Here is a 17456-nt window from a genome sequence, read left to right on the forward strand (position 1 = left end):
AGTGCATATGAAATTAATTCAGTTGGTTAGATTCAGTTTGCTGCTAACTCTCGTGGTGATCATATTAGGGGCATATACTCGCCTTTCAGATGCAGGGTTAGGTTGCCCGGACTGGCCTGGTTGTTATGGGCACTTTTCTGTACCGCATCAAGAAGAAGACGTCATACGTGCTAACCTGAACTTCCCCGAGCGGGCAGTAGAGCATGAGAAAGCATGGCTTGAGATGATTCATCGCTATTTTGCGGGAACGTTAGGTTTAGTCATTTTTGCGATGGCAGCGATATCAGTAAGGTCTGAGCGTGTAAATTCAACCATTCCGATGTTGCTAAGCGTATTGGTGATTGGGCAGGCACTTTTGGGAATGTGGACAGTTACTCTTAAATTAATGCCCGTCATCGTGATGCTTCACTTGCTCGGTGGTTTTGTTTTATTGGCGTTACAGGCGATTTTTTACTGCCAATTAAAAGCGCAAAACAATCTCTATTTCTCTCCATCTTCTAGCTCTCTGAGAGGCTTTTCATTGTTGGTTTTTCTGGTTGTTTTGGTGCAAGTGCTCCTTGGAGGATGGACTTCGTCAAATTATGCTGCGCTGATGTGTACCACACTGCCGATTTGTGAGGGAGACTGGATGAGCCATCTCTCATGGAAAGAAGCGTTTTCTTTCTGGCAAACTGGATTCGAGAATTATGAATTTGGTGTCTTGGAGTATCCGGCAAGAATGACTATACACGTCACTCATCGTATAGGCGCTATTGTTACCGCCACCGTGGTATTGGCTTATAGTATTGGGCTTATGAGGCAAGATTCTCATCATTCACAGAGAATTGGAGGGTGGTTGTTATTCACTCTGGTGTGCCAAATTATGCTGGGTGTAAGCAACGTAGTATTTCAACTTCCTATCTATGTCGCGGTGGCGCACAACCTTGGTGCCGCTGTTATGTTGAGTCTCGTTTGTGTTAGCCAGTTTTACTTGTGGCAGGGTAAAACGGCTTGGAATTACACCGCGAAAGGAGTTCGCTATGAGTAAAGAAATCGCGCTGTCGTTAAATGGGCGAAAGCGACTAAGTTCCGTTTATTTGAAGTTAACGAAACCTAAAGTGGTGGCGTTAATGTTGGTGACGGCAGTAGTAGGTATGAGCTTAGCCCCGGTTGATGATTTCCCCTGGTTGCAGGCGGTAGTTGGCCTAACGGGGATTGGTCTGATGGCAGGGTCTGCGGCAGCGTTTAATCATCTAATTGACCGCCGAATTGATGCGAGAATGGCACGTACACACAAACGACCATTGCCATCGGGTGAGACTAAACCATCATCGGTGATAGCCTTCGCTACAGTTTTAGGTGTCTTAGGGTTTGTACTTCTCTATGCGATAGTCAACCCGCTGACGGCATGGTTGACTTTGATGAGTTTGCTCGGCTATGCGATGGTATACACAATGTACCTCAAACGTGCTACGCCCCAAAATATCGTCATTGCAGGGATTGCCGGTGCGATGCCGCCTCTTCTCGGTTGGACTGCTGTAACAGGGCAATTACATGCGAATGCTTGGCTGCTCGTGATGATCATTTTTATCTGGACGCCACCACATTTTTGGGCTCTGGCTATTCATCGTGTCGAGGATTACCGCAAGGTAGATATTCCCATGCTGCCAGTGACACACGGCATTGAGTACACCAAAACTTCTATTCTGTTGTATACGGTGCTATTGACTTTGGTTTGTGTCCTACCGGTTTTGGTTGGTATGGTCGGCGTGGTGTATCTTTTTGCCTCGCTACTCCTCAATGCTGGCTTTATGTACCATGCATGGAAGCTAAAATATGCACCAGAGCCAAATACCGCGATGGAGACGTTTAAATTCTCTATCTATCATCTTTTGGCGTTGTTCATTGCATTGCTTTCGGATCACTATATTGGTTTTTAACCTCTCTTAAAGCAGAAAACGCCGCGTGGTTCGCGGCGTTTTTGGTTTTGATACTTTGGCTTTAAGACAAAGCTTTCTAGATTTATTGAATTTCTAGCAGCTCAACATCAAAGATCAAAACACTTGCTGGTGGAATTGGGCCAGAGCCACTCTTACCATAGCCAAGCGTGCTTGGTACGAAAAGGCGGATTTTCTCACCTTCTACCATGTATTGTAGACCTTCTTGCCAGCCTTTAATGACTTGGTTAAGACCAAATGAAATCGGCTCACCACGATTAACAGAGCTATCGAATACCGTGCCATCAATCAGGGTGCCGTGGTAGTGTACTTTTACTTTACTTGTTGCAGTTGGGTGAACCTCACCTTCGCCTTTTTCAAGAACCATGTATTGAAGGCCACTTTCTGTTGTGATGACGCCTTCTTTTTTCGCATTCTCTAGTAAGAATGCTTGGCCTTTGGCAAAGTTTTCATCTGCTACTTTATGGTTTGTCCAAGTACGGTAAATGAAAAAGCCCGCCAAAATAAAAATAATAAGAGGAAACAAAAATTTAGACACGTAATCTCCTTGTCTATTTAGGTTGTTTTAGCAAAAAGTTGATGGTTTCTGCCATGGCTTCAACGCTGTCATGACCACCAGTAATCACTTGATATTTTCCGTTTACGATAAAGGCTGGAACGGAGTTAATTTGGCCGCGAGTCGTGATCGCTTCTGCCTTAGTGATGTACTCAAACAGCGTTTTTTGCTGAGCTTCATCTAAATGGTAAGGGCTGATAAGGTTGCGAGACTCAAAGGCTTTCTCAACAGCGATTTGGCGTTCCTCAGCCGTTGCATCGGCACCCATTTGCACAGCAGTAAAAAGATCCGCCATAAACGCTTTATCTGGTGTTGATTCAAGCTGCATTACGGCAGTATAGAAGATGATGGCGCTCACTTGTGCACTTTCATTGAACGTTACATGCATTTTTTCAACGCTTTGATCGGTCAATGATTCAATTTGAGGGACAAACTCTTCCATTGAGCGGCAGTGGCCACAAGTTAAAGAGAATGCTTCAGTCAGGGGAGCTAAATCATATTCTTCAAGGGATACTGGCAAAACTTCGTATTGTTTGCCTTGCTGAGGCTGACTCTTGCCGCTATCGCATGCCGACAAAGCCATTACGGCAACAACAACAGCAAAGCCTTTCGATATGGTTTTTAACATAGTAGTGCTCTAAATGAGAAATTTGCGTTAGTTTATCGGTTAACGATAGTGACTAAAACCATTAAATAACAATAAAGTGAGACCATTGGTAACAGACTTAGCCTGACGTATGGGCTGTAAGGGTAGGGTATTTTAGTGTTGCTTTTTATTTGAGAGATGATTTGGCATTGACTCCAGTGGCATGAACGCTGCATAGACAAACCAATCGGTGGACAAAAGCGCTAAAGATTCGGCGTGTTTTGTCGACACAATGAACAAGAGTTTTTCTACGTTGGTAATGGTATGAAGCATTGGTTTTTAATTGTTTGTGGCATTCTGGCCGGGTGCAGTAGCCTCGATCAAGATATGGTCCCAGGTGGGAACATTTTAGATACAGCTCCTAAATCAAACACTGAGCTGAGACACCCAGAATGGGGATACCCGAGCGCATCCAATGTGGCTTCTTCCCCTCGTTCATATCAAACGGCGAGGGCGTCAGTAAAAAAGTCGCAAAACGTGACCTCTCTGGAAATGTTCCTGAGCAGGCATAACATTCCTCACGAGACGCTCAGTGGTGGTCACCTGATGATACGTTTGAAAGAGCAAGTGCATTTTCAAACGGGCTCTGCACGGTTATCTGCTCAATCTCAAGACTGGATTCGAAACATTGGTCACTATCTGGCGGGAAGAACTGATGTTGATGTCGTGATTGATGGTCATGCGGATAGTACGGGAGCTGAAAGTTTCAACGACACGCTATCTGAAAAGCGAGCTCGTGAAGTAGAAAAACAATTATTGGCGACGAGTATTCCACGTCAACGAGTGTTTTCTAGAGGCTTCGGAGAGTATGTACCGAAGTGCAGCAATGCGACAGCGAGTGGTAAAGCTTGCAATCGGCGCGTAGAGCTAACATTGATCGTGGATGAATAACGCAGACGTTAGGCGGTAATCTTCGTTGTGTTGTTCTCACATACCCGTTATTTGCTTAGTGGAGTTTAAGTTCGGAGTTGAGCAAGAAGACTGAATAAGGAAAGCTCGCACGGCAACATTTAGCTAGAAAAAATAGAAAAGAGGCACCGTTAGGTGCCTCTTTTACATCCGCCAATGTTCATAGGGGGAACTTAGGCAAATTCTTTTTCAACGTAAGCGACGATGTCAGATGACTCGTATAACCACTGTGTTTCACCATCTTTTTCGATACGAAGGCAAGGGACTTTAACTCGCCCACCACCTTGCTCTAGTTCAGCTCGATGAGTAGGATTATTTTTTGCATCACGTAGCTCAATGTTCACCGATTGACGCTTCATTGCACGGCGGACCTTTACGCAAAAAGGGCAGGCTTCAAATTGGTAAAGTGCGTATTGTTTCGCTTTTTCATCAATACGTTGCTGTTCTTCTGCGGTGCGCTTAATACCACGAGGTGAGAACACCGCGTTCAGCAATAAGATAACCTTGCCTAAAATCCAACGGATAAACTTCATAATGATCCCTTGATGTTCATTGGGTAACTGTCCTTTAAGAATGCAATCATGATGCTTGTTGCACTGAGCGTGAAGTCTATCAGTTGTTTGAAATGGATAAAACCATGTATTTTATGCGGAAAATAGACGTGTAAACCAACCCCAAAAGCCACTTGCTGAAGCCGGACGGGCTTCTTTACCTTGATAAAAACTTTGCATGAGTTCGGTTCTGAATGCATCAACGTCCATGCGTTTTATGACAAGCTCGTGCTGCAATGTATTTTGAGTCTGCTCGGCATGATCGTGCGCCAAGCTGAAATCCATATTTAAATAGCCTTGCGTGTATAACCAAAGGTGGGTGACTAAGATTAGGTCTTCAGCAGATTGGTTAGTAAACTTATCCGCGTGCTCATTACCCAAGGAGTCAGTCAGAACTTGCTGCATACGCTGGGTAGAGTGAGCATTTTGCTCGTAGTTAGCACTTGCTTCAATATGTGATTTGGTCAAAAGGCCAAGCAGGTGAAGAGTAGGTGCTGTTGTGGGTTTGTTCTCACAAACTTTTGTAAATAGTTGTGACTGTTCTTTTAACCAACGTCGCTTTGCTGCTTTATGTTCTTTAACAAAGGGGATTTCTTCAAATCCCATCTCTTGACTCAGTTCACTAAGAGACGTCATGGTTTTTTAGTTCCTTCACCGTTACTTCGATATGTTGATCATTGATATCAACAAAAATTGAGCTGCCAGTAATCATAACAGAAAGGCTAGTACCTCGGTCAAGGTGCTGACAAATCAAGTCGATAGCGTCATAGTCAAAGCTCTCTACGTTGACGGGAAGCATTGAGAACTTTCCTGACATTTTGTCCCACCAGACAGCCGCTTTGGTGTTATAAGTGTAAACTTTTACATGCTTTGCTAGGCGAGAAGCTTTCTTAATTCTGTCTGGTTCTGGTTCGCCAATTTCAATCCAGTGAGTAATGCTTTGATCATCGCCAACATGCCATAAATCAGGCTCTTCAATCGTAGAGAGTCCTTTTGTAAACTCCAGATTGCTTTGAGCATTTAAACAGTAAGCTAGAATGCGAGCCAACATTCGTTGCGGCTTTTCAGAAGGGTGAAGGGCGATAGTTAGATTTTTAGAATCGTAATAGTCATTATTCATATCGGAAATGGCGATACGAAATTTGTAAATGGTTGGTTTAAGAGCCATAGATTTATATCGTTTTGTTGGCAAAATAAGTTTTAGGCAAAAAAATAGCCAGCTTTAAAAGCTGGCTATCGTATCAAATTCTTTAAGAATTAAAGTACTTTGATTTGCTCTGCTTGAGGGCCTTTTTGACCTTGAGAGATAACAAATTCTACTTTCTGGCCTTCAACTAGAGTACGGAAGCCGTCACCAGTGATTGCAGAGAAGTGAGCAAATACGTCAGGACCGTTTTCTTGTTGAATGAAACCGAAGCCTTTAGTTTCGTTGAACCACTTAACTGTGCCAGTAGCTGTGTTAGACATGTCTATTTCCTAAATATCTAAATAATGTAATCTTTCGCCTCAACGGCGCTTATAGCGTGGAAAAATAAATTGCTATTGCGTACCACAGGACGACGGGTTACAAGTAATCCAACGAAATGTGAAAACAAAGAACTTTCTTTCTAGCCGTGTTTGAGTCTAGGTTAATTCCACGAAGAGTCAACATATATTAGTGCTTTATGGACAAATATTTGTATTTAGTCACTATTTAACCAGCATGTTTTTGATTAAATTTCAAATAAATGACGGTGATGTGAAGTTTTTTAGCATAAAATTCAACTAAATCTATAAATTTGACTTATTTATATAATTATTGTCCAATCTGGTTCGACCATTAAGGAGGATTTATGGCAAAGCGTAAAATCAGTCCTCAACCGAGTGGCTCACAACATGAGACCGACTTCGGCAGAGGTGAAATCAAAGACAACGCGTTAAAAGCGGTTGTTACCAGTCAGCTGTTCCAAATACGAGTCGTTAAAGCGAAAAAAGGTAAAGGTAGCTTCAGCCGTAAAATGAAGCATAGAGGCAAAGAGCCCTATTCAAAGTTCTCCCCAAGGTGGATTTTGAATAGGGCTTTTTTATTGGTACTAGGTGTTTGCAAAACTGATGATATTCAATTTTTTAGTACCAGATAAGTTTTCCTAATTTATCATGTACTGCTTCAACTGCTTCAACTGCTTCAACTGCTTCAACTGCTTCAGCGAACCAAGCGTTGAAAGTACCAATTAAGTACTAAAACTTACTAAGTTAGATTCATATCAATAAGCGTCACTTCCTGTATTATGCAACTCTACTATATCTTTAGTCTAATCAAACAGCCGAGATTATGGTTTAAAAAGACTGGTGAGAAGTAGGTATGTCATCGACGAGTTATGGTACTTATGGTTGCAAATGTAAAAAAGCGTGTGCTTCTTTATTACTACTGTGGCTGTCCATTTGTCCGATGGCGCATGCACACAAGTCAGAGTCTCATTCTTTAATTGTTGCTAACTCCAAAGCGTGGAAGCCGTTCTCTTATCTTAGCCCAGATGGTGAACCTAAAGGTATTTTAATCGACTTTTGGAAAGAGTACGCGGCGAACAACCAAATCGACGTTCAGTTTCTCCTTTTGGATTGGGATGCTTCTTTACAAGCCGTAAAAGAGGGTAAGGCTGACTTTCACGGAGGACTTGTCTACTCGCCCGAAAGAGCGAAGTATATGGACTTTGGCGCAGTCATAATGCCTATCCAAACCAAATTGTACGTAAATAAAGATGTACTTTCGGTTGATATCAGGAGTGTTTTAATTGGCGAAATGACGCTGCCAATTGGCGTTGTTAAAGGAAGTTACGAGTCTGAGTTTGTTCAGACGAATTACCCGAATGCACCTATCGCAGAATACATTAACAATGATTCGATGATACAAGCCGCCGTCGATAAAAAGGTGCTGTACTTCGTTGCAGACCTGCAAGTTGCTAACTTTTATATGGCAACCACGCCGGGAGCGGGTATGTTTGTCCCGACAATTAGCTTGTATAGTAAAGATCTTCGGATTGCTAAAGGAATGCATAGTGCAACTTCCATTTTAGAGGTATCAAGAGCGTTTGAAAAAGTCATTGATACGGATCGTGAGCGGATCCTCACCCGTTGGAGTGTGGTGAAAACGGTTTATCCACTTTATCTTTTCCCTATTGCTATTTTCATTATGGCGATTGCAACGCTTTATCATATTTTTGCCCTCAAACGTATGGTTGCTCTTCGGACAAGGCAATTAACGATTGCCAATCAGCAATTGCTGGAGATGACGTTGACGGATTCTCTCACAAAGCTATACAACCGTAGACACCTGATTGAGCAATTGGCGCTACTGAATCATTTGAAGCGAAACTTAACGGTGATGGTGTTTGATATTGATGATTTTAAATCAATCAATGATCGATATGGCCACCTTGCTGGAGACCGAGCAATAGTTGCCATCGCAGAAGCCGCTAAGTCGATGACTGATGACCGAATGACATTGGCGAGAATTGGAGGAGAAGAGTTCGCACTCGTTACGTCGTCTCTGTCAGAGCGAGAAGCGCTCAATTTTTCCAATATGCTTTGTAAAGCCGTTTACGATCAGCCTGTTATACTGGGCGGACAAGCAATTCATTTGAGTATCAGTTTGGGCTGTGCTTACTATCCTGAGTTTACCCACATCGTGAGCTTGCAAGATGCTGACGAGTTGATGTATCAAGGTAAGTCTGAAGGAAAGAATCGTGCAGTTTTCCAAGTTATAACAGACTGTCAGCTTCAACCTGCGCTTCGTCAAGTGAATTAGAACTCGCTAATTCAACTGATACTTCAAACCATCCTCAAGCCTCAAAGTTTTAGTCAGAGTAACGTGGTAAGCGTTGACGATCACGTTGCGTTGTTTTCTTTGAGGCCAATTTGCGTACAAATACTATCACTTTCATATATATAAACCCCCGCCTGCTCACGTTTTTATCATAGAAGCAGTAATTGTTTTAAAGTGATAAGTGATTTCTTGGTAAAGATCAGAACCCCTGTCTACACTCAGTGTAAAGTAATGCATATAAAGCATGATGCATACAGTGTTGTACAAAAACAATTAAAGAAGATAAGAAATAAGTTGGCTTGAGAAGGACGGGGAATGAACAACGAATGCTTTGCTAGGTTCCGAGCTGTCACGGATGAACTGTCAATGAAAGAATCGTTGTCAGTTGGGAAAGACCCTTATGCTCACTATCTCAAAGATATTGTGGGGATTGATTTGTTGTCTCGTGAAGAGGAGTTGCATTACGCCAAACTTAATCGAGCTGGTGATGAAGAAGCGCGCGAAATGTTGATTGAGTCTAATCTTCGACTTGTTGTGAAAATCGCAAAAGGTTACCTCAAACGGCCAGGCAATAACTTTACTCTGCTTGATTTAATAGAAGAAGGTAACATTGGTTTGATAAAAGCGGTCGATAAGTTCGATCCTGAGCCAGGCTACCGTTTTTCTACTTATGCGGTATGGTGGATTCGCGAGAATATAGAAGCGGCATTAATGAACAATGGCCGCACGGTACGTTTACCTGCTCATGTGTGCAAAGAGATAAATAGCCTGGCTTTAAAAAAGCTCGATGCGTCAAAAAGTGAGAGCAAGGAGTTGTCTATTTCTGAACTCTCACGCTGCTCAGGGGTGAAAGCAGAACGTATAGATGAACTTGTTGCTCTAAGTGGTTTTATTGATGTATCGACCACTGCGGACCTACATCGTGTTCCATTTGTTCTTGAACTGTGTGAAAGTGAGTATACGCCAGATCCACAACAAGACTGTGAAAACCAGTGCTTTACTCAAGCTATTGAAAATATTATTAAAACTTTGCCAATTAAGTTGCAGAAAGTCTTGATCCATCGATTCGGATTATTTGACCAGAGAGTGAAAACCTTGTCGGAAATAGGCCTGTTATTAAACGTATCTAACGAGCGTGTTCGTCAGATGCAGATAGAGGCGGTTGAACGCGTGCAGAAACGTCTCCGATTCGATGGTTGGGTTTAAGATTTTTAGCCCCTTATCCTAGCTGATTAATTTACTGGCTTGCTACTCTGTTCTTCCGTAAGTAACAGCAGCTCAAGCTGTGCTTTAGCTGCTGCCTCCAATCTCCATACACTCAATAATCGGTTAAGTGCTGCGCGATAAGTACGACTTTTGAGTAAAAAAGCGAGCGTACTTGTGTAGTTGTTTACGACTTGCGCTTGTGTCTCGACCAAAGCAGTTTTGTTTTCGATGTCGATGTGTTGAAGGTTAAAGTCAGGAAGAAACGCACACTCATACCATACCTCTACAATTTCACGAATTTCGAGTTCTTCTTCAGGCACGTCGAAGTCTTGTAACTGGTAGTTTTCTGGTATCGTTGATAAATAAACCACATCCAATTTGTCTGCAACAAATGTATACATCGGATTCCTTAGTGTACGCGCTTACAGAGTAAATAGTCTCATCGTTTACATTTTTGTCAATGACCGTGCTCAAGTATGAATGATGAACCACACCACATTCCGAACTTAACTTAGACTTTTTAAGTACTTATCGGTTAACCCGAAATATTTCAGGTTGCCATCTGGCTCCAAGACTAAGCTCATGTTGGATGTAGAGATCATGCCCGGATCATTCGTTGAGAAAATAACGGTCTTATTGAGTAGTTTGTCGCTGAATAACCGCTTGAAGTAGTGCGAGTTTTCTTGCTCAGCACCATTAAATGGCTCGTCAATGATAATCAAAGATTGTTCGCAGTTACCTAGCCCTAATGCGAGCCGCAGTCTTTGTTGAATACCATTTGGTAAACTTTTACAGATATCAACGCTCAATTGAGTGTCCAGGCCTTGTGGCAACCATGTATCGAGCTCAAAGAAACTCACCATTTCACGCATTTTTTCTGTTGGGATTAACCCATTATGCAAGATGAAGTTAGTCTCCAAGGAGCCTTCAAAAATATGCAGGTTAAACGGGATGTAGTTAATCGAGGTTCGATAGCGGTAACTGTTGAATTGTTTGATGTTATAACCGTCCACCGAAACTGAGCCTTGATAGCGTTCCTCTAGCCCAGCGATAATAGAAATGAGCGTCGTTTTACCGCAACCTGTTGGTCCACAAATCACAACTTTTGCGCCCGGTGGAATTTTAAAACCAAGATTAGTTAAGCCTGTTGCCGCACCACTATAACGATGGCTCACACCAGAGCCGACGATACTACCTTGAAAGAGGCGAATAGGGGGGCTTTTCTCTAACGTTAGCTTATCGTCATTCATCGCCATAAGGTTGTTGATTTGCGCAGAAGACGCCTTAATGGATTGGAACTTAGAAATAGAGTTGTAGATGCCCATAATAGGCCCCAACGCCTTCCAGACTAAAATTACAGTAGCAAGCATTGCACCTGCATCGGAGGTGCCGTCCATCACGCCGATAACGGCCGCGACGATACTTGCGGTACCAATAACCTGAATCAAACTCCCGCCTGCTGCCTGAACCCTGCTATTAGTCACTGAAACATGTTCTGCATCGTTTGTGCTTTGTAAATGTGATGCGCTAAAGCGGGACTGGATAACACGCAATAATGGCAAGCCTTGGATGGTTTTTATACCACGAAGAATCTCATTCCATTGGTAAGAAACCATGGCGTTGGCGCGAGAGCTCTTGGACGTGGCTTGCGAGTAGATGTAACGAGAATAAACACAGAACACCAACATTAGAATCAACCCCGCCATAACGACTAGCGCTGCGGTACCAGACATAAGAGCAATGGCAATAATGAATACGATAACAAACGGCATGTCGAAGTAGCTTAATGTTGACTCTGCGGTTACCAAACGGCGGAAAGTGTCGATGTCCTTCAATCGTGCTAACTGAGAAGAGACACCAGCGGTAGATGTCATCGAATAAGGAAGCCACAACAGTTTGGATATTACGTTTTGAGAAATATGCACCGCCAAATCCTTTCCTGATGTGGCGATGATGTTGACCCGCATTTTCTTGAAAAAGTATTCCGAGAACCCAACAATCACAGCAAATAACGTGAGCCAATAAAGCGTGGCTTGCGAGCTAGAGGTTAAGGCGAAGTTGTACACACTCATAATAAAAAAGGGCTGGAGTGCGCCGAGAATGCTGACCACGAAGCTGAGAATAATCAGGCTTTTGAGTTCATTGTTGTAGCGATAAAACGCGTATTTAATCCAGTTACTGCGGTCTTGAGATTCAGGTGGCGGCTCTCGGAATAAGCGGGAGTATTCGCTGATCGACACCAACAAGCACGGCTTCTTGCAGAGCGGGTATTCAATGGTGTTGTTATTGGTGTAATCAAACAGGATCAGTTTGCCGTCTTTGGTGCCCAAGAAAATCGCAGTGAGGTTTTCTATCTCAATAAAACAAGGATGAGGGTGCCCCTCGATGTGCTCCAACGTTTTTAATTTGGTGACGTCACAACGGTAACCAAGACGTTCAATGGTGGCAATAAAACTGTCGCTGTCTTTTGGTTTAGGGATAAAAGCGTCGCTGAGGATAGAAGGTGTGCCTTCCCATTCAAGCGCTATGAGGGTGTAAGCTAAACCACGAATCAAAGGTGACTCATTGTATCGCTCGTCATAACTGCGAGCCTCAAAGTCCAACAAGCGCTGAGGGAGATTATTAAAATCAACCAAAATACTCATTGGTCACCTCCGGTAAGTTTGACGCGTTTGAGGCGATGATTGAGTTTGTCCATCTTGTTGCTGACGATGATGAGGATTTTGTCGTTGGCGCGATAGGCGGTGCTGGTCAAAACCAATCGAGCAAAGTCGTCATCATAAACACAGTCGATGTCGTCGAAGATCAACACACGTTTGTTCGCGAGTAAGGCACGCACTAACAACAAGGCATAAGCGACTTGGCGCGAGAATGGGTTGCGTAAATGTCCTTTAAGCTCGGTGTAAAAACCAGCGGGAAGGGCATCGATTTGTGCCTTGATGTTCATGGTTTCGCAAAGCGCAAATGCCGTGTTATTTAAGCTCGGGCGGAAACAAGTCAAGTTGTCGATGATGGTGCCTTCGACGAACGAACTGGTTTTGTCGACCATGAGCACGCTATTACGCCAGACGTTGTAGTTGACGTCATCGAGTGGTGTCTCGTTGATCTTAATGTCCAGTTTGTTGTCGGTGTTTTGCCGCGTAATGCAATTGGCAAGATGGGTTTTGCCTGCGCCGCTTTTCCCCGTCAGCAAGTAAGCCTGACCACGTTCAAACTCGATGCGTTGCTTTTCCGAATACTTCACCGAGATGCGCTCGACTTCTGTCGTATCATTTTGTTGTTCTACAGATGCCGCAAGCTCAAGCAGCTCGGCGATACGTTGAATATGAAGCTTGTTCAACTCCCATCGACTCACCGTGCGCATTACTTGCTGGTATGGCGCGAAGTAGCGGTTGGTAAGCATGATGATGGCAGCCATGATGCCTTGGCTCGATTGCATGTTGATAACTGCCGTTGCCAAAACCACCACCACACAAGCGATGGAGAGCTGTTGTATGAGCGACAAGATAAGGTTGAAGTTTGATTCAATTTGCTCGTATTTGATGTTCTCGACTTCACGTTCTTCCACCATTTGTGTCATCAAGCTCTCAACGCGATATTCCATATTGCGCGCTTTGATATCGAGTGGGCTAGAGATGATCTCGATGATTTTAGAAGTAGTTAAGCCTTCGATGTCGGATTTGTTTTCTAAGCTGTTGATTTTCTGCTTAGATAGGCTCAGTGCGAACACCGCCAAAATGATGGAGGCGAGCAAGATGGTCACTCCCGCCCAAATGTTGATCACACCGATAATCAGAATGGTCAGTATGCTGACGGCAAGGTTGATCAATGCCCGTACAGATTCTCCGCCAAAGAAGGATTTAATCTCTGGAATGGTCGCAATACGCTCTAGGTATTCACCGGGTTCTAGACGACGAAACTTCGATATCTCAGCCAAACAGATTGATTGAAACACCTTGTTGGTTAAGTTGGTTTCGAATTGCTTCATGATCACCGACGAAATCTTCTCTTCCTGATTCTTTAAGTGATAGTCGAGGAAGATGGTGATCAAGATAATGGCAAACAGAAGAAACAGCGTGTCTTTGGCTTGGTTAGGTAAAACACGGTCAAAGATAATAAGAATCGAAAAGGGCAGCACTAAACCAAACAGTGTTGAGATGACCGTTGAGAAAGTCAGATAACACTTGTCAGCAAAGTTAATCTTTTGGGAAAAGTGCTCAGTTTGCATTGCGACCTCCTTTCTTAATCGATGGTTTAGAGAGAAGGTGTTTTGGAACTAAGTCTTGATTGCTTCTGCCTTCGATATCGCTCATCAACTGCATGATGCTTTCGATAGATTGAACCGATAGCATGCCTTTGATTTGCTCAAGATTGATCGATTCAATGATGTAGTCATAGCGCGCGCTCTCGTAATCACGTAGTGCGCTGAACAGTTTACTTTCCGCTGCCAGTAAGTCGGTAATGGTTCGCGTACCAAGCTGATAGGCGCGTTGAATGCCTTTGTAGGAAGCGTAGTTGGCACGGATGATGTTCTCGTAACTGCTGATGGCGCGGGAGAAGTCGTTAATGTTGAGTACTGAGGTGTTAACGCTATTGCGCGTCGCGAACAATGAATCTTGGTACAGCAGCTCGGTTCGCTCGATGGCAGTCGACGATTTTTGATAACCGTAGTAATCCGAACCGCCGGAGAAAATTGGCACATTCAAGTTCAACCCGACGCTGGTCGAGTTACTGTCCCCTGTTGCGGTTGGGTCGGTTCGGTCATAGTTGTTCGCATCGTCGTAACGGTAACTGGCAGAGAGCGATACGGTCGGCACAAAGTTTGAACCGCTTTCTTTCAAGCCTCTTCGGCTGCGCTCGACGGTTTTCTTCGCAACCAATAAGTCGTTATTGAGCTTCAAAGCTTGTTCAAGAATCTCACGTTGTTCGGATTCGCTGATTTCCGCCAAGGGCACGCTTTCGTAGATGTCCTGTGATGGGGTGACTGGGTATTGAACTTGAATCTCTAAACCGTTCAAAATTACGCGCCGGTCTTTCTCTAAGGTTCTTAAGCGATTGGCAATGCCTTCTTTCTGGGCAATTACCTCATACAACTCGCTCGCCGCAGTGTTGCCAAGTTCCACGTTGCGACGCATTTGGCGCTCACGTGTTTCAGACGATTTAAGTTCTACTTGGGTGGCTTTGATTTGCGCGTTGTTTTTGAGGTATTCGAAATATTGCGTCGCGATTTCAGAAATGGTGCTCTGGATTTTGTTCTCGTGTTTGATTTCTTCAATGTTGAAATCAAGCTTCGCGGTGCCGTATTTAAAGATGTCACCAAGGTTAAACACCGATTGGGATAAAGACACACTGTAGCTGTTCGAGTTGTAGCTAGAACGTGTATCCGGTGTTCCCGTTAATATGGTTTCGTTTTCATTCCATGTGGTATCAGCAGCACCGTTTAAAGAGGGTAGAAACTTAGAACGGCTAATGTCGATGTTGTATTCGTTTTCTTCCACGCCTTTGTCACTAGCGCGCAGAGATAAATTGTTTTCCAAGCCGAGTTTGACCGCCTCAAGCAAGGTGGTCGCCATTGCCGAAGGAGCGTTGCTCAATGTAAGCGCTGCCAATACACAGCTAGTTAAGTTTCTGTACCGCCACATACTTGTTGATCACCTTGATGATTTCGTCGTTTTTATAAGGTTTGCTGATCACGTAATCCATTCCAGCTTCGATACAAGCTTGGTGTTCATTACTGCTGGTCAATGCTGTCGCACCTATAATGGTGCAAGGGTTCTGTCCGCTCTCTTGTTCGTATTGTCGAATGCGTTTGGTCGCTTCAATGCCGCCCATGCCCGGCATGATGCAGTCCATAAAAATGATGTCTGAGCGCTGATTCATGAAATGCTGAACGGCGTCTGCGCCATCGCCAACGGTGTCGGCTTCGTATTCTTGCTTGCTCAAAATACGTTTGAGTAGAATCTGTTGAACACGGTCATCCTCCACAATCAGGAATGAGCTGTTCTCCATCTGTTCTTCAGAGGCTTCCGCTTCCATGATTGCTAATAGGTTAGGGATGAACTCATACGGAATCGCGGGGGAGTTCAGAATCTTGTCGACAAAGGTATGACTCTCTTGTGCTTGCTGAGTGCTAGTGACTGAAAGCAACAACTTCGTGTTCGGGTGATTGCGCAGTTGCGATTTCACCGTTTTGCTCAGTGAGGGCAGCTTGTTTGGCTCGAACGTGTCGGTCAGCATGATGGCATCGTATTCGCCAAAGGTTTTTGCCGCAGAGAAGAGTTCGTTCGGCGTTCGAATTGGCGTAATCTCTAAGCCCAAGTTGACTAACATTTTGCTCATCACATCAATGCGCAGCTGAGAGTTGGCACACAGTAATAGGCGCTTATTGTCGAAGCGAGTTTTCTCGGTGTGGAAGCTTTTGGCTTTCAAATCGAGCTGAATTTGAAAACGTTCCTGATTGCCCGATTGATACCAATGGCTCTCGTAATAGCCATAATCTTTCAACACGCTTTTCGCCAAATCGTCTTTGGTTGCAGTGTGCTGTTTATGGTCGCTCCAGTGTAGGGTATTGAGCTTGGCAAGCGGCACATCCAGCGTGGTTAAGAAGTTTAGATTGATGGTCAGGCGGGTATTTTCAATGTCTGACGCCGCACCTGATTCAATGGTGACAAACAGTTTCTTGTCGGCTTTGAGTTGGATGGCATTTGATAGCTGTAGGAACAACACCCAGAATAAGCTGGTGGATTGTCCTTCAACACGGTTTGGTAAGTTATCTGAGATAAAGCAGTCTAGCTCACCTTCATTTCGCTGCACTTTTGAACTGATGTGAATCATCAATTCAGACAGTACATTCAGCAGTGAAAACTCTTTCGATTTGCTCTCGGTCCCTTGTGAAATGAGTCGGTTGTAGTTCTCTGCCAATTCAGACAGGGTATTGGCAGCCGAGGTTATATCTTGCGCCATCAACACGCCGCTCTCATCGGTCTCTTGAACGAGATATTGCACGCCGCCGTTAATGGTGTTGGTGATGCCACGAATCTCGTAACCAATCAGAGCATAGAGCTGCTTGTAGAGATCGTTATTGCGTTTTTGTTCTTCGAGTTTGCTGAAAATCAGTTTTAGGTGAGAGTAGATCTGACGCTGCTTCGGATTGATGCTCACTTCATTCAGCAACTCTTCCAACCTTTGTAAATCCAGTTGTTTGAGCTCTTGATAAAGCTCATCGAATTCTTGGTCAATGTCACGCTCATTCGAGCTGGATTTTTTCAGCTTAAGGATTGCCACCAAGTTCGATAGCACTGCGATACCAACCAGTACGACAACGACCACAAACAACCAAATGAAGAACTCGTTTTTCTCCATCATTAGGTCGCTCGCATGGTTGTTAAATATGGTCCGGTAGTTGTCGTCCATTTGTAGGTAGTTATTGGTGAGCGAGAGGTACAGTGCCAACACATCGTCGCGTGTTTTTTGGCTGTCTGAGAAGCGATTGATTGCCAGTTCAAGCTGCGTGTATTCGGTCGCGCCCACCAAGCTAAACTCGGTTTTGTTGAGTGACGCGAGCGACTTAAATTGGTCAATTTCGTCTTTCAGAACCTCAAAATCAAGCTCTGTTGTACTGCAATAACGTGCGCTTAAACAGCGTTGAAGCGTTTGAATATCAAACTCGATAGTTTGGTTGAGCTGTTGAGCTTGAACCAAAAGAGGCGCGTTTTGCACTTTCTCGACTGAATCCACTTTTTCCCAAGAGATATACAAATAAAAGGCGAGGGCAGCCAGCATCAAGCTGAAAGCAATGCTTAGGCGCATAACAGGAACGGAAATATTGTAAGAAGGCTTGCTACTCATC

Annotated in this window: 17 protein-coding genes; 6 read left to right on the forward strand and 11 right to left on the reverse strand. The window is 44.0% G+C overall.

Annotated features, from left to right (window positions below; genetic code table 11):
* Positions 1-7: 7 nt before the first annotated feature.
* Both H9L11_RS19565 and cyoE read left to right on the forward strand, forming a co-directional pair.
* Positions 8-1027, forward strand: a complete 1020-nt coding sequence (locus H9L11_RS19565; protein ID WP_064376784.1) for a COX15/CtaA family protein — start codon at positions 8-10, stop codon at positions 1025-1027.
* Positions 1020-1919, forward strand: coding sequence for a heme o synthase (gene cyoE, locus H9L11_RS19570; protein WP_042521489.1), 900 nt, complete (start codon positions 1020-1022; stop codon positions 1917-1919). The genes H9L11_RS19565 and cyoE overlap by 8 nt, the downstream gene beginning before the upstream one ends.
* 82 nt (positions 1920-2001) lie before the next feature.
* On the opposite strand, the gene H9L11_RS19575 is transcribed toward cyoE, so the two are convergent.
* Together H9L11_RS19575 and H9L11_RS19580 are read right to left on the reverse strand one after the other, a co-directional pair.
* Positions 2002-2475, reverse strand: coding sequence for an FKBP-type peptidyl-prolyl cis-trans isomerase (locus H9L11_RS19575; RefSeq protein ID WP_005375638.1), 474 nt, complete (start codon positions 2473-2475; stop codon positions 2002-2004).
* A 13-nt stretch (positions 2476-2488) separates the two neighbouring features.
* Complete coding sequence (locus H9L11_RS19580; RefSeq protein WP_005375635.1) at positions 2489-3121, reverse strand: thiol:disulfide interchange protein DsbA/DsbL; 633 nt, start codon at positions 3119-3121, stop codon at positions 2489-2491.
* Positions 3122-3403: 282 nt separating this feature from the next.
* On the opposite strand from H9L11_RS19580, the gene H9L11_RS19585 reads away from it, so the two are divergent.
* Entirely contained in the window at positions 3404-4030 is a 627-nt protein-coding gene (locus H9L11_RS19585; protein ID WP_025768460.1) for an OmpA family protein, read from the forward strand.
* 191 nt (positions 4031-4221) lie between these two features.
* Here H9L11_RS19585 and H9L11_RS19590 read toward each other — a convergent pair whose 3' ends face one another.
* The 4 genes from H9L11_RS19590 to H9L11_RS19605 form a co-directional block, all read right to left on the reverse strand.
* Positions 4222-4581 carry a glutaredoxin gene (locus H9L11_RS19590; RefSeq protein WP_005375631.1) on the reverse strand — a complete coding sequence of 120 codons (360 nt, stop codon included), beginning with the start codon at positions 4579-4581 and terminating at the stop codon, positions 4222-4224.
* Positions 4582-4692: 111 nt separating this feature from the next.
* Entirely contained in the window at positions 4693-5235 is a 543-nt protein-coding gene (locus tag H9L11_RS19595; RefSeq protein ID WP_167415930.1) for a hypothetical protein, read from the reverse strand.
* Positions 5222-5767, reverse strand: coding sequence for a YaeQ family protein (locus H9L11_RS19600; RefSeq protein ID WP_005375627.1), 546 nt, complete (start codon positions 5765-5767; stop codon positions 5222-5224). Before H9L11_RS19600 ends, H9L11_RS19595 begins: the two co-directional genes overlap by 14 nt.
* Before the next feature lie 89 nt (positions 5768-5856).
* Complete coding sequence (locus H9L11_RS19605; RefSeq protein WP_005375625.1) at positions 5857-6066, reverse strand: cold-shock protein; 210 nt, start codon at positions 6064-6066, stop codon at positions 5857-5859.
* A 365-nt stretch (positions 6067-6431) separates the two neighbouring features.
* On the opposite strand from H9L11_RS19605, the gene H9L11_RS19610 reads away from it, so the two are divergent.
* The 3 genes from H9L11_RS19610 (at position 6432) to H9L11_RS19620 (ending at position 9607) form a co-directional block, all read left to right on the forward strand.
* Positions 6432-6719 (forward strand): ribosome alternative rescue factor ArfA, encoded by a 288-nt coding sequence (locus tag H9L11_RS19610; protein WP_167415931.1) that lies wholly within the window; start codon positions 6432-6434, stop codon positions 6717-6719.
* 221 nt (positions 6720-6940) lie between these two features.
* Entirely contained in the window at positions 6941-8383 is a 1443-nt protein-coding gene (locus tag H9L11_RS19615) for a sensor domain-containing diguanylate cyclase (protein ID WP_205391418.1), read from the forward strand.
* Between the two features lie 333 nt (positions 8384-8716).
* Complete coding sequence (locus tag H9L11_RS19620; protein WP_025768458.1) at positions 8717-9607, forward strand: sigma-70 family RNA polymerase sigma factor; 891 nt, start codon at positions 8717-8719, stop codon at positions 9605-9607.
* 26 nt (positions 9608-9633) lie between these two features.
* Here H9L11_RS19620 and H9L11_RS19625 read toward each other — a convergent pair whose 3' ends face one another.
* The 5 genes from H9L11_RS19625 to H9L11_RS19645 form a co-directional block, all read right to left on the reverse strand.
* Complete coding sequence (locus H9L11_RS19625) at positions 9634-10008, reverse strand: hypothetical protein (protein WP_005375619.1); 375 nt, start codon at positions 10006-10008, stop codon at positions 9634-9636.
* Between the two features lie 105 nt (positions 10009-10113).
* Entirely contained in the window at positions 10114-12252 is a 2139-nt protein-coding gene (locus H9L11_RS19630) for an ATP-binding cassette domain-containing protein (protein WP_205391108.1), read from the reverse strand.
* Positions 12249-13835, reverse strand: coding sequence for an ATP-binding cassette domain-containing protein (locus tag H9L11_RS19635; protein WP_205391109.1), 1587 nt, complete (start codon positions 13833-13835; stop codon positions 12249-12251). The genes H9L11_RS19630 and H9L11_RS19635 overlap by 4 nt, the downstream gene beginning before the upstream one ends.
* Positions 13825-15249, reverse strand: a complete 1425-nt coding sequence (locus H9L11_RS19640) for a TolC family protein (RefSeq protein WP_042521475.1) — start codon at positions 15247-15249, stop codon at positions 13825-13827. The genes H9L11_RS19635 and H9L11_RS19640 overlap by 11 nt, the downstream gene beginning before the upstream one ends.
* Positions 15224-17455 (reverse strand): response regulator, encoded by a 2232-nt coding sequence (locus tag H9L11_RS19645; RefSeq protein WP_042521473.1) that lies wholly within the window; start codon positions 17453-17455, stop codon positions 15224-15226. Before H9L11_RS19645 ends, H9L11_RS19640 begins: the two co-directional genes overlap by 26 nt.
* Between the last annotated feature and the right edge of the window lies 1 nt (position 17456).

This window comes from Vibrio sp. sp1, assembly GCF_016920955.1.
Taxonomy (GTDB): Bacteria; Pseudomonadota; Gammaproteobacteria; order Enterobacterales; family Vibrionaceae; genus Vibrio; species Vibrio alginolyticus.

Coding starts and splice junctions, on each gene's coding strand:
- H9L11_RS19615 (WP_205391418.1), top strand. CDS start 6,941: ATGTCATCGACGAGTTATGGTACTTATGGTTGCAAATGTAAAAAAGCG.
- H9L11_RS19600 (WP_005375627.1), bottom strand. CDS start 5,767: ATGGCTCTTAAACCAACCATTTACAAATTTCGTATCGCCATTTCCGAT.
- H9L11_RS19620 (WP_025768458.1), top strand. CDS start 8,717: ATGAACAACGAATGCTTTGCTAGGTTCCGAGCTGTCACGGATGAACTG.
- H9L11_RS19590 (WP_005375631.1), bottom strand. CDS start 4,581: ATGAAGTTTATCCGTTGGATTTTAGGCAAGGTTATCTTATTGCTGAAC.
- H9L11_RS19630 (WP_205391108.1), bottom strand. CDS start 12,252: ATGAGTATTTTGGTTGATTTTAATAATCTCCCTCAGCGCTTGTTGGAC.
- H9L11_RS19625 (WP_005375619.1), bottom strand. CDS start 10,008: ATGTATACATTTGTTGCAGACAAATTGGATGTGGTTTATTTATCAACG.
- H9L11_RS19595 (WP_167415930.1), bottom strand. CDS start 5,235: ATGACGTCTCTTAGTGAACTGAGTCAAGAGATGGGATTTGAAGAAATC.
- H9L11_RS19605 (WP_005375625.1), bottom strand. CDS start 6,066: ATGTCTAACACAGCTACTGGCACAGTTAAGTGGTTCAACGAAACTAAA.
- H9L11_RS19645 (WP_042521473.1), bottom strand. CDS start 17,455: ATGAGTAGCAAGCCTTCTTACAATATTTCCGTTCCTGTTATGCGCCTA.
- cyoE (WP_042521489.1), top strand. CDS start 1,020: ATGAGTAAAGAAATCGCGCTGTCGTTAAATGGGCGAAAGCGACTAAGT.
- H9L11_RS19565 (WP_064376784.1), top strand. CDS start 8: ATGAAATTAATTCAGTTGGTTAGATTCAGTTTGCTGCTAACTCTCGTG.
- H9L11_RS19585 (WP_025768460.1), top strand. CDS start 3,404: ATGAAGCATTGGTTTTTAATTGTTTGTGGCATTCTGGCCGGGTGCAGT.
- H9L11_RS19635 (WP_205391109.1), bottom strand. CDS start 13,835: ATGCAAACTGAGCACTTTTCCCAAAAGATTAACTTTGCTGACAAGTGT.
- H9L11_RS19610 (WP_167415931.1), top strand. CDS start 6,432: ATGGCAAAGCGTAAAATCAGTCCTCAACCGAGTGGCTCACAACATGAG.
- H9L11_RS19580 (WP_005375635.1), bottom strand. CDS start 3,121: ATGTTAAAAACCATATCGAAAGGCTTTGCTGTTGTTGTTGCCGTAATG.
- H9L11_RS19640 (WP_042521475.1), bottom strand. CDS start 15,249: ATGTGGCGGTACAGAAACTTAACTAGCTGTGTATTGGCAGCGCTTACA.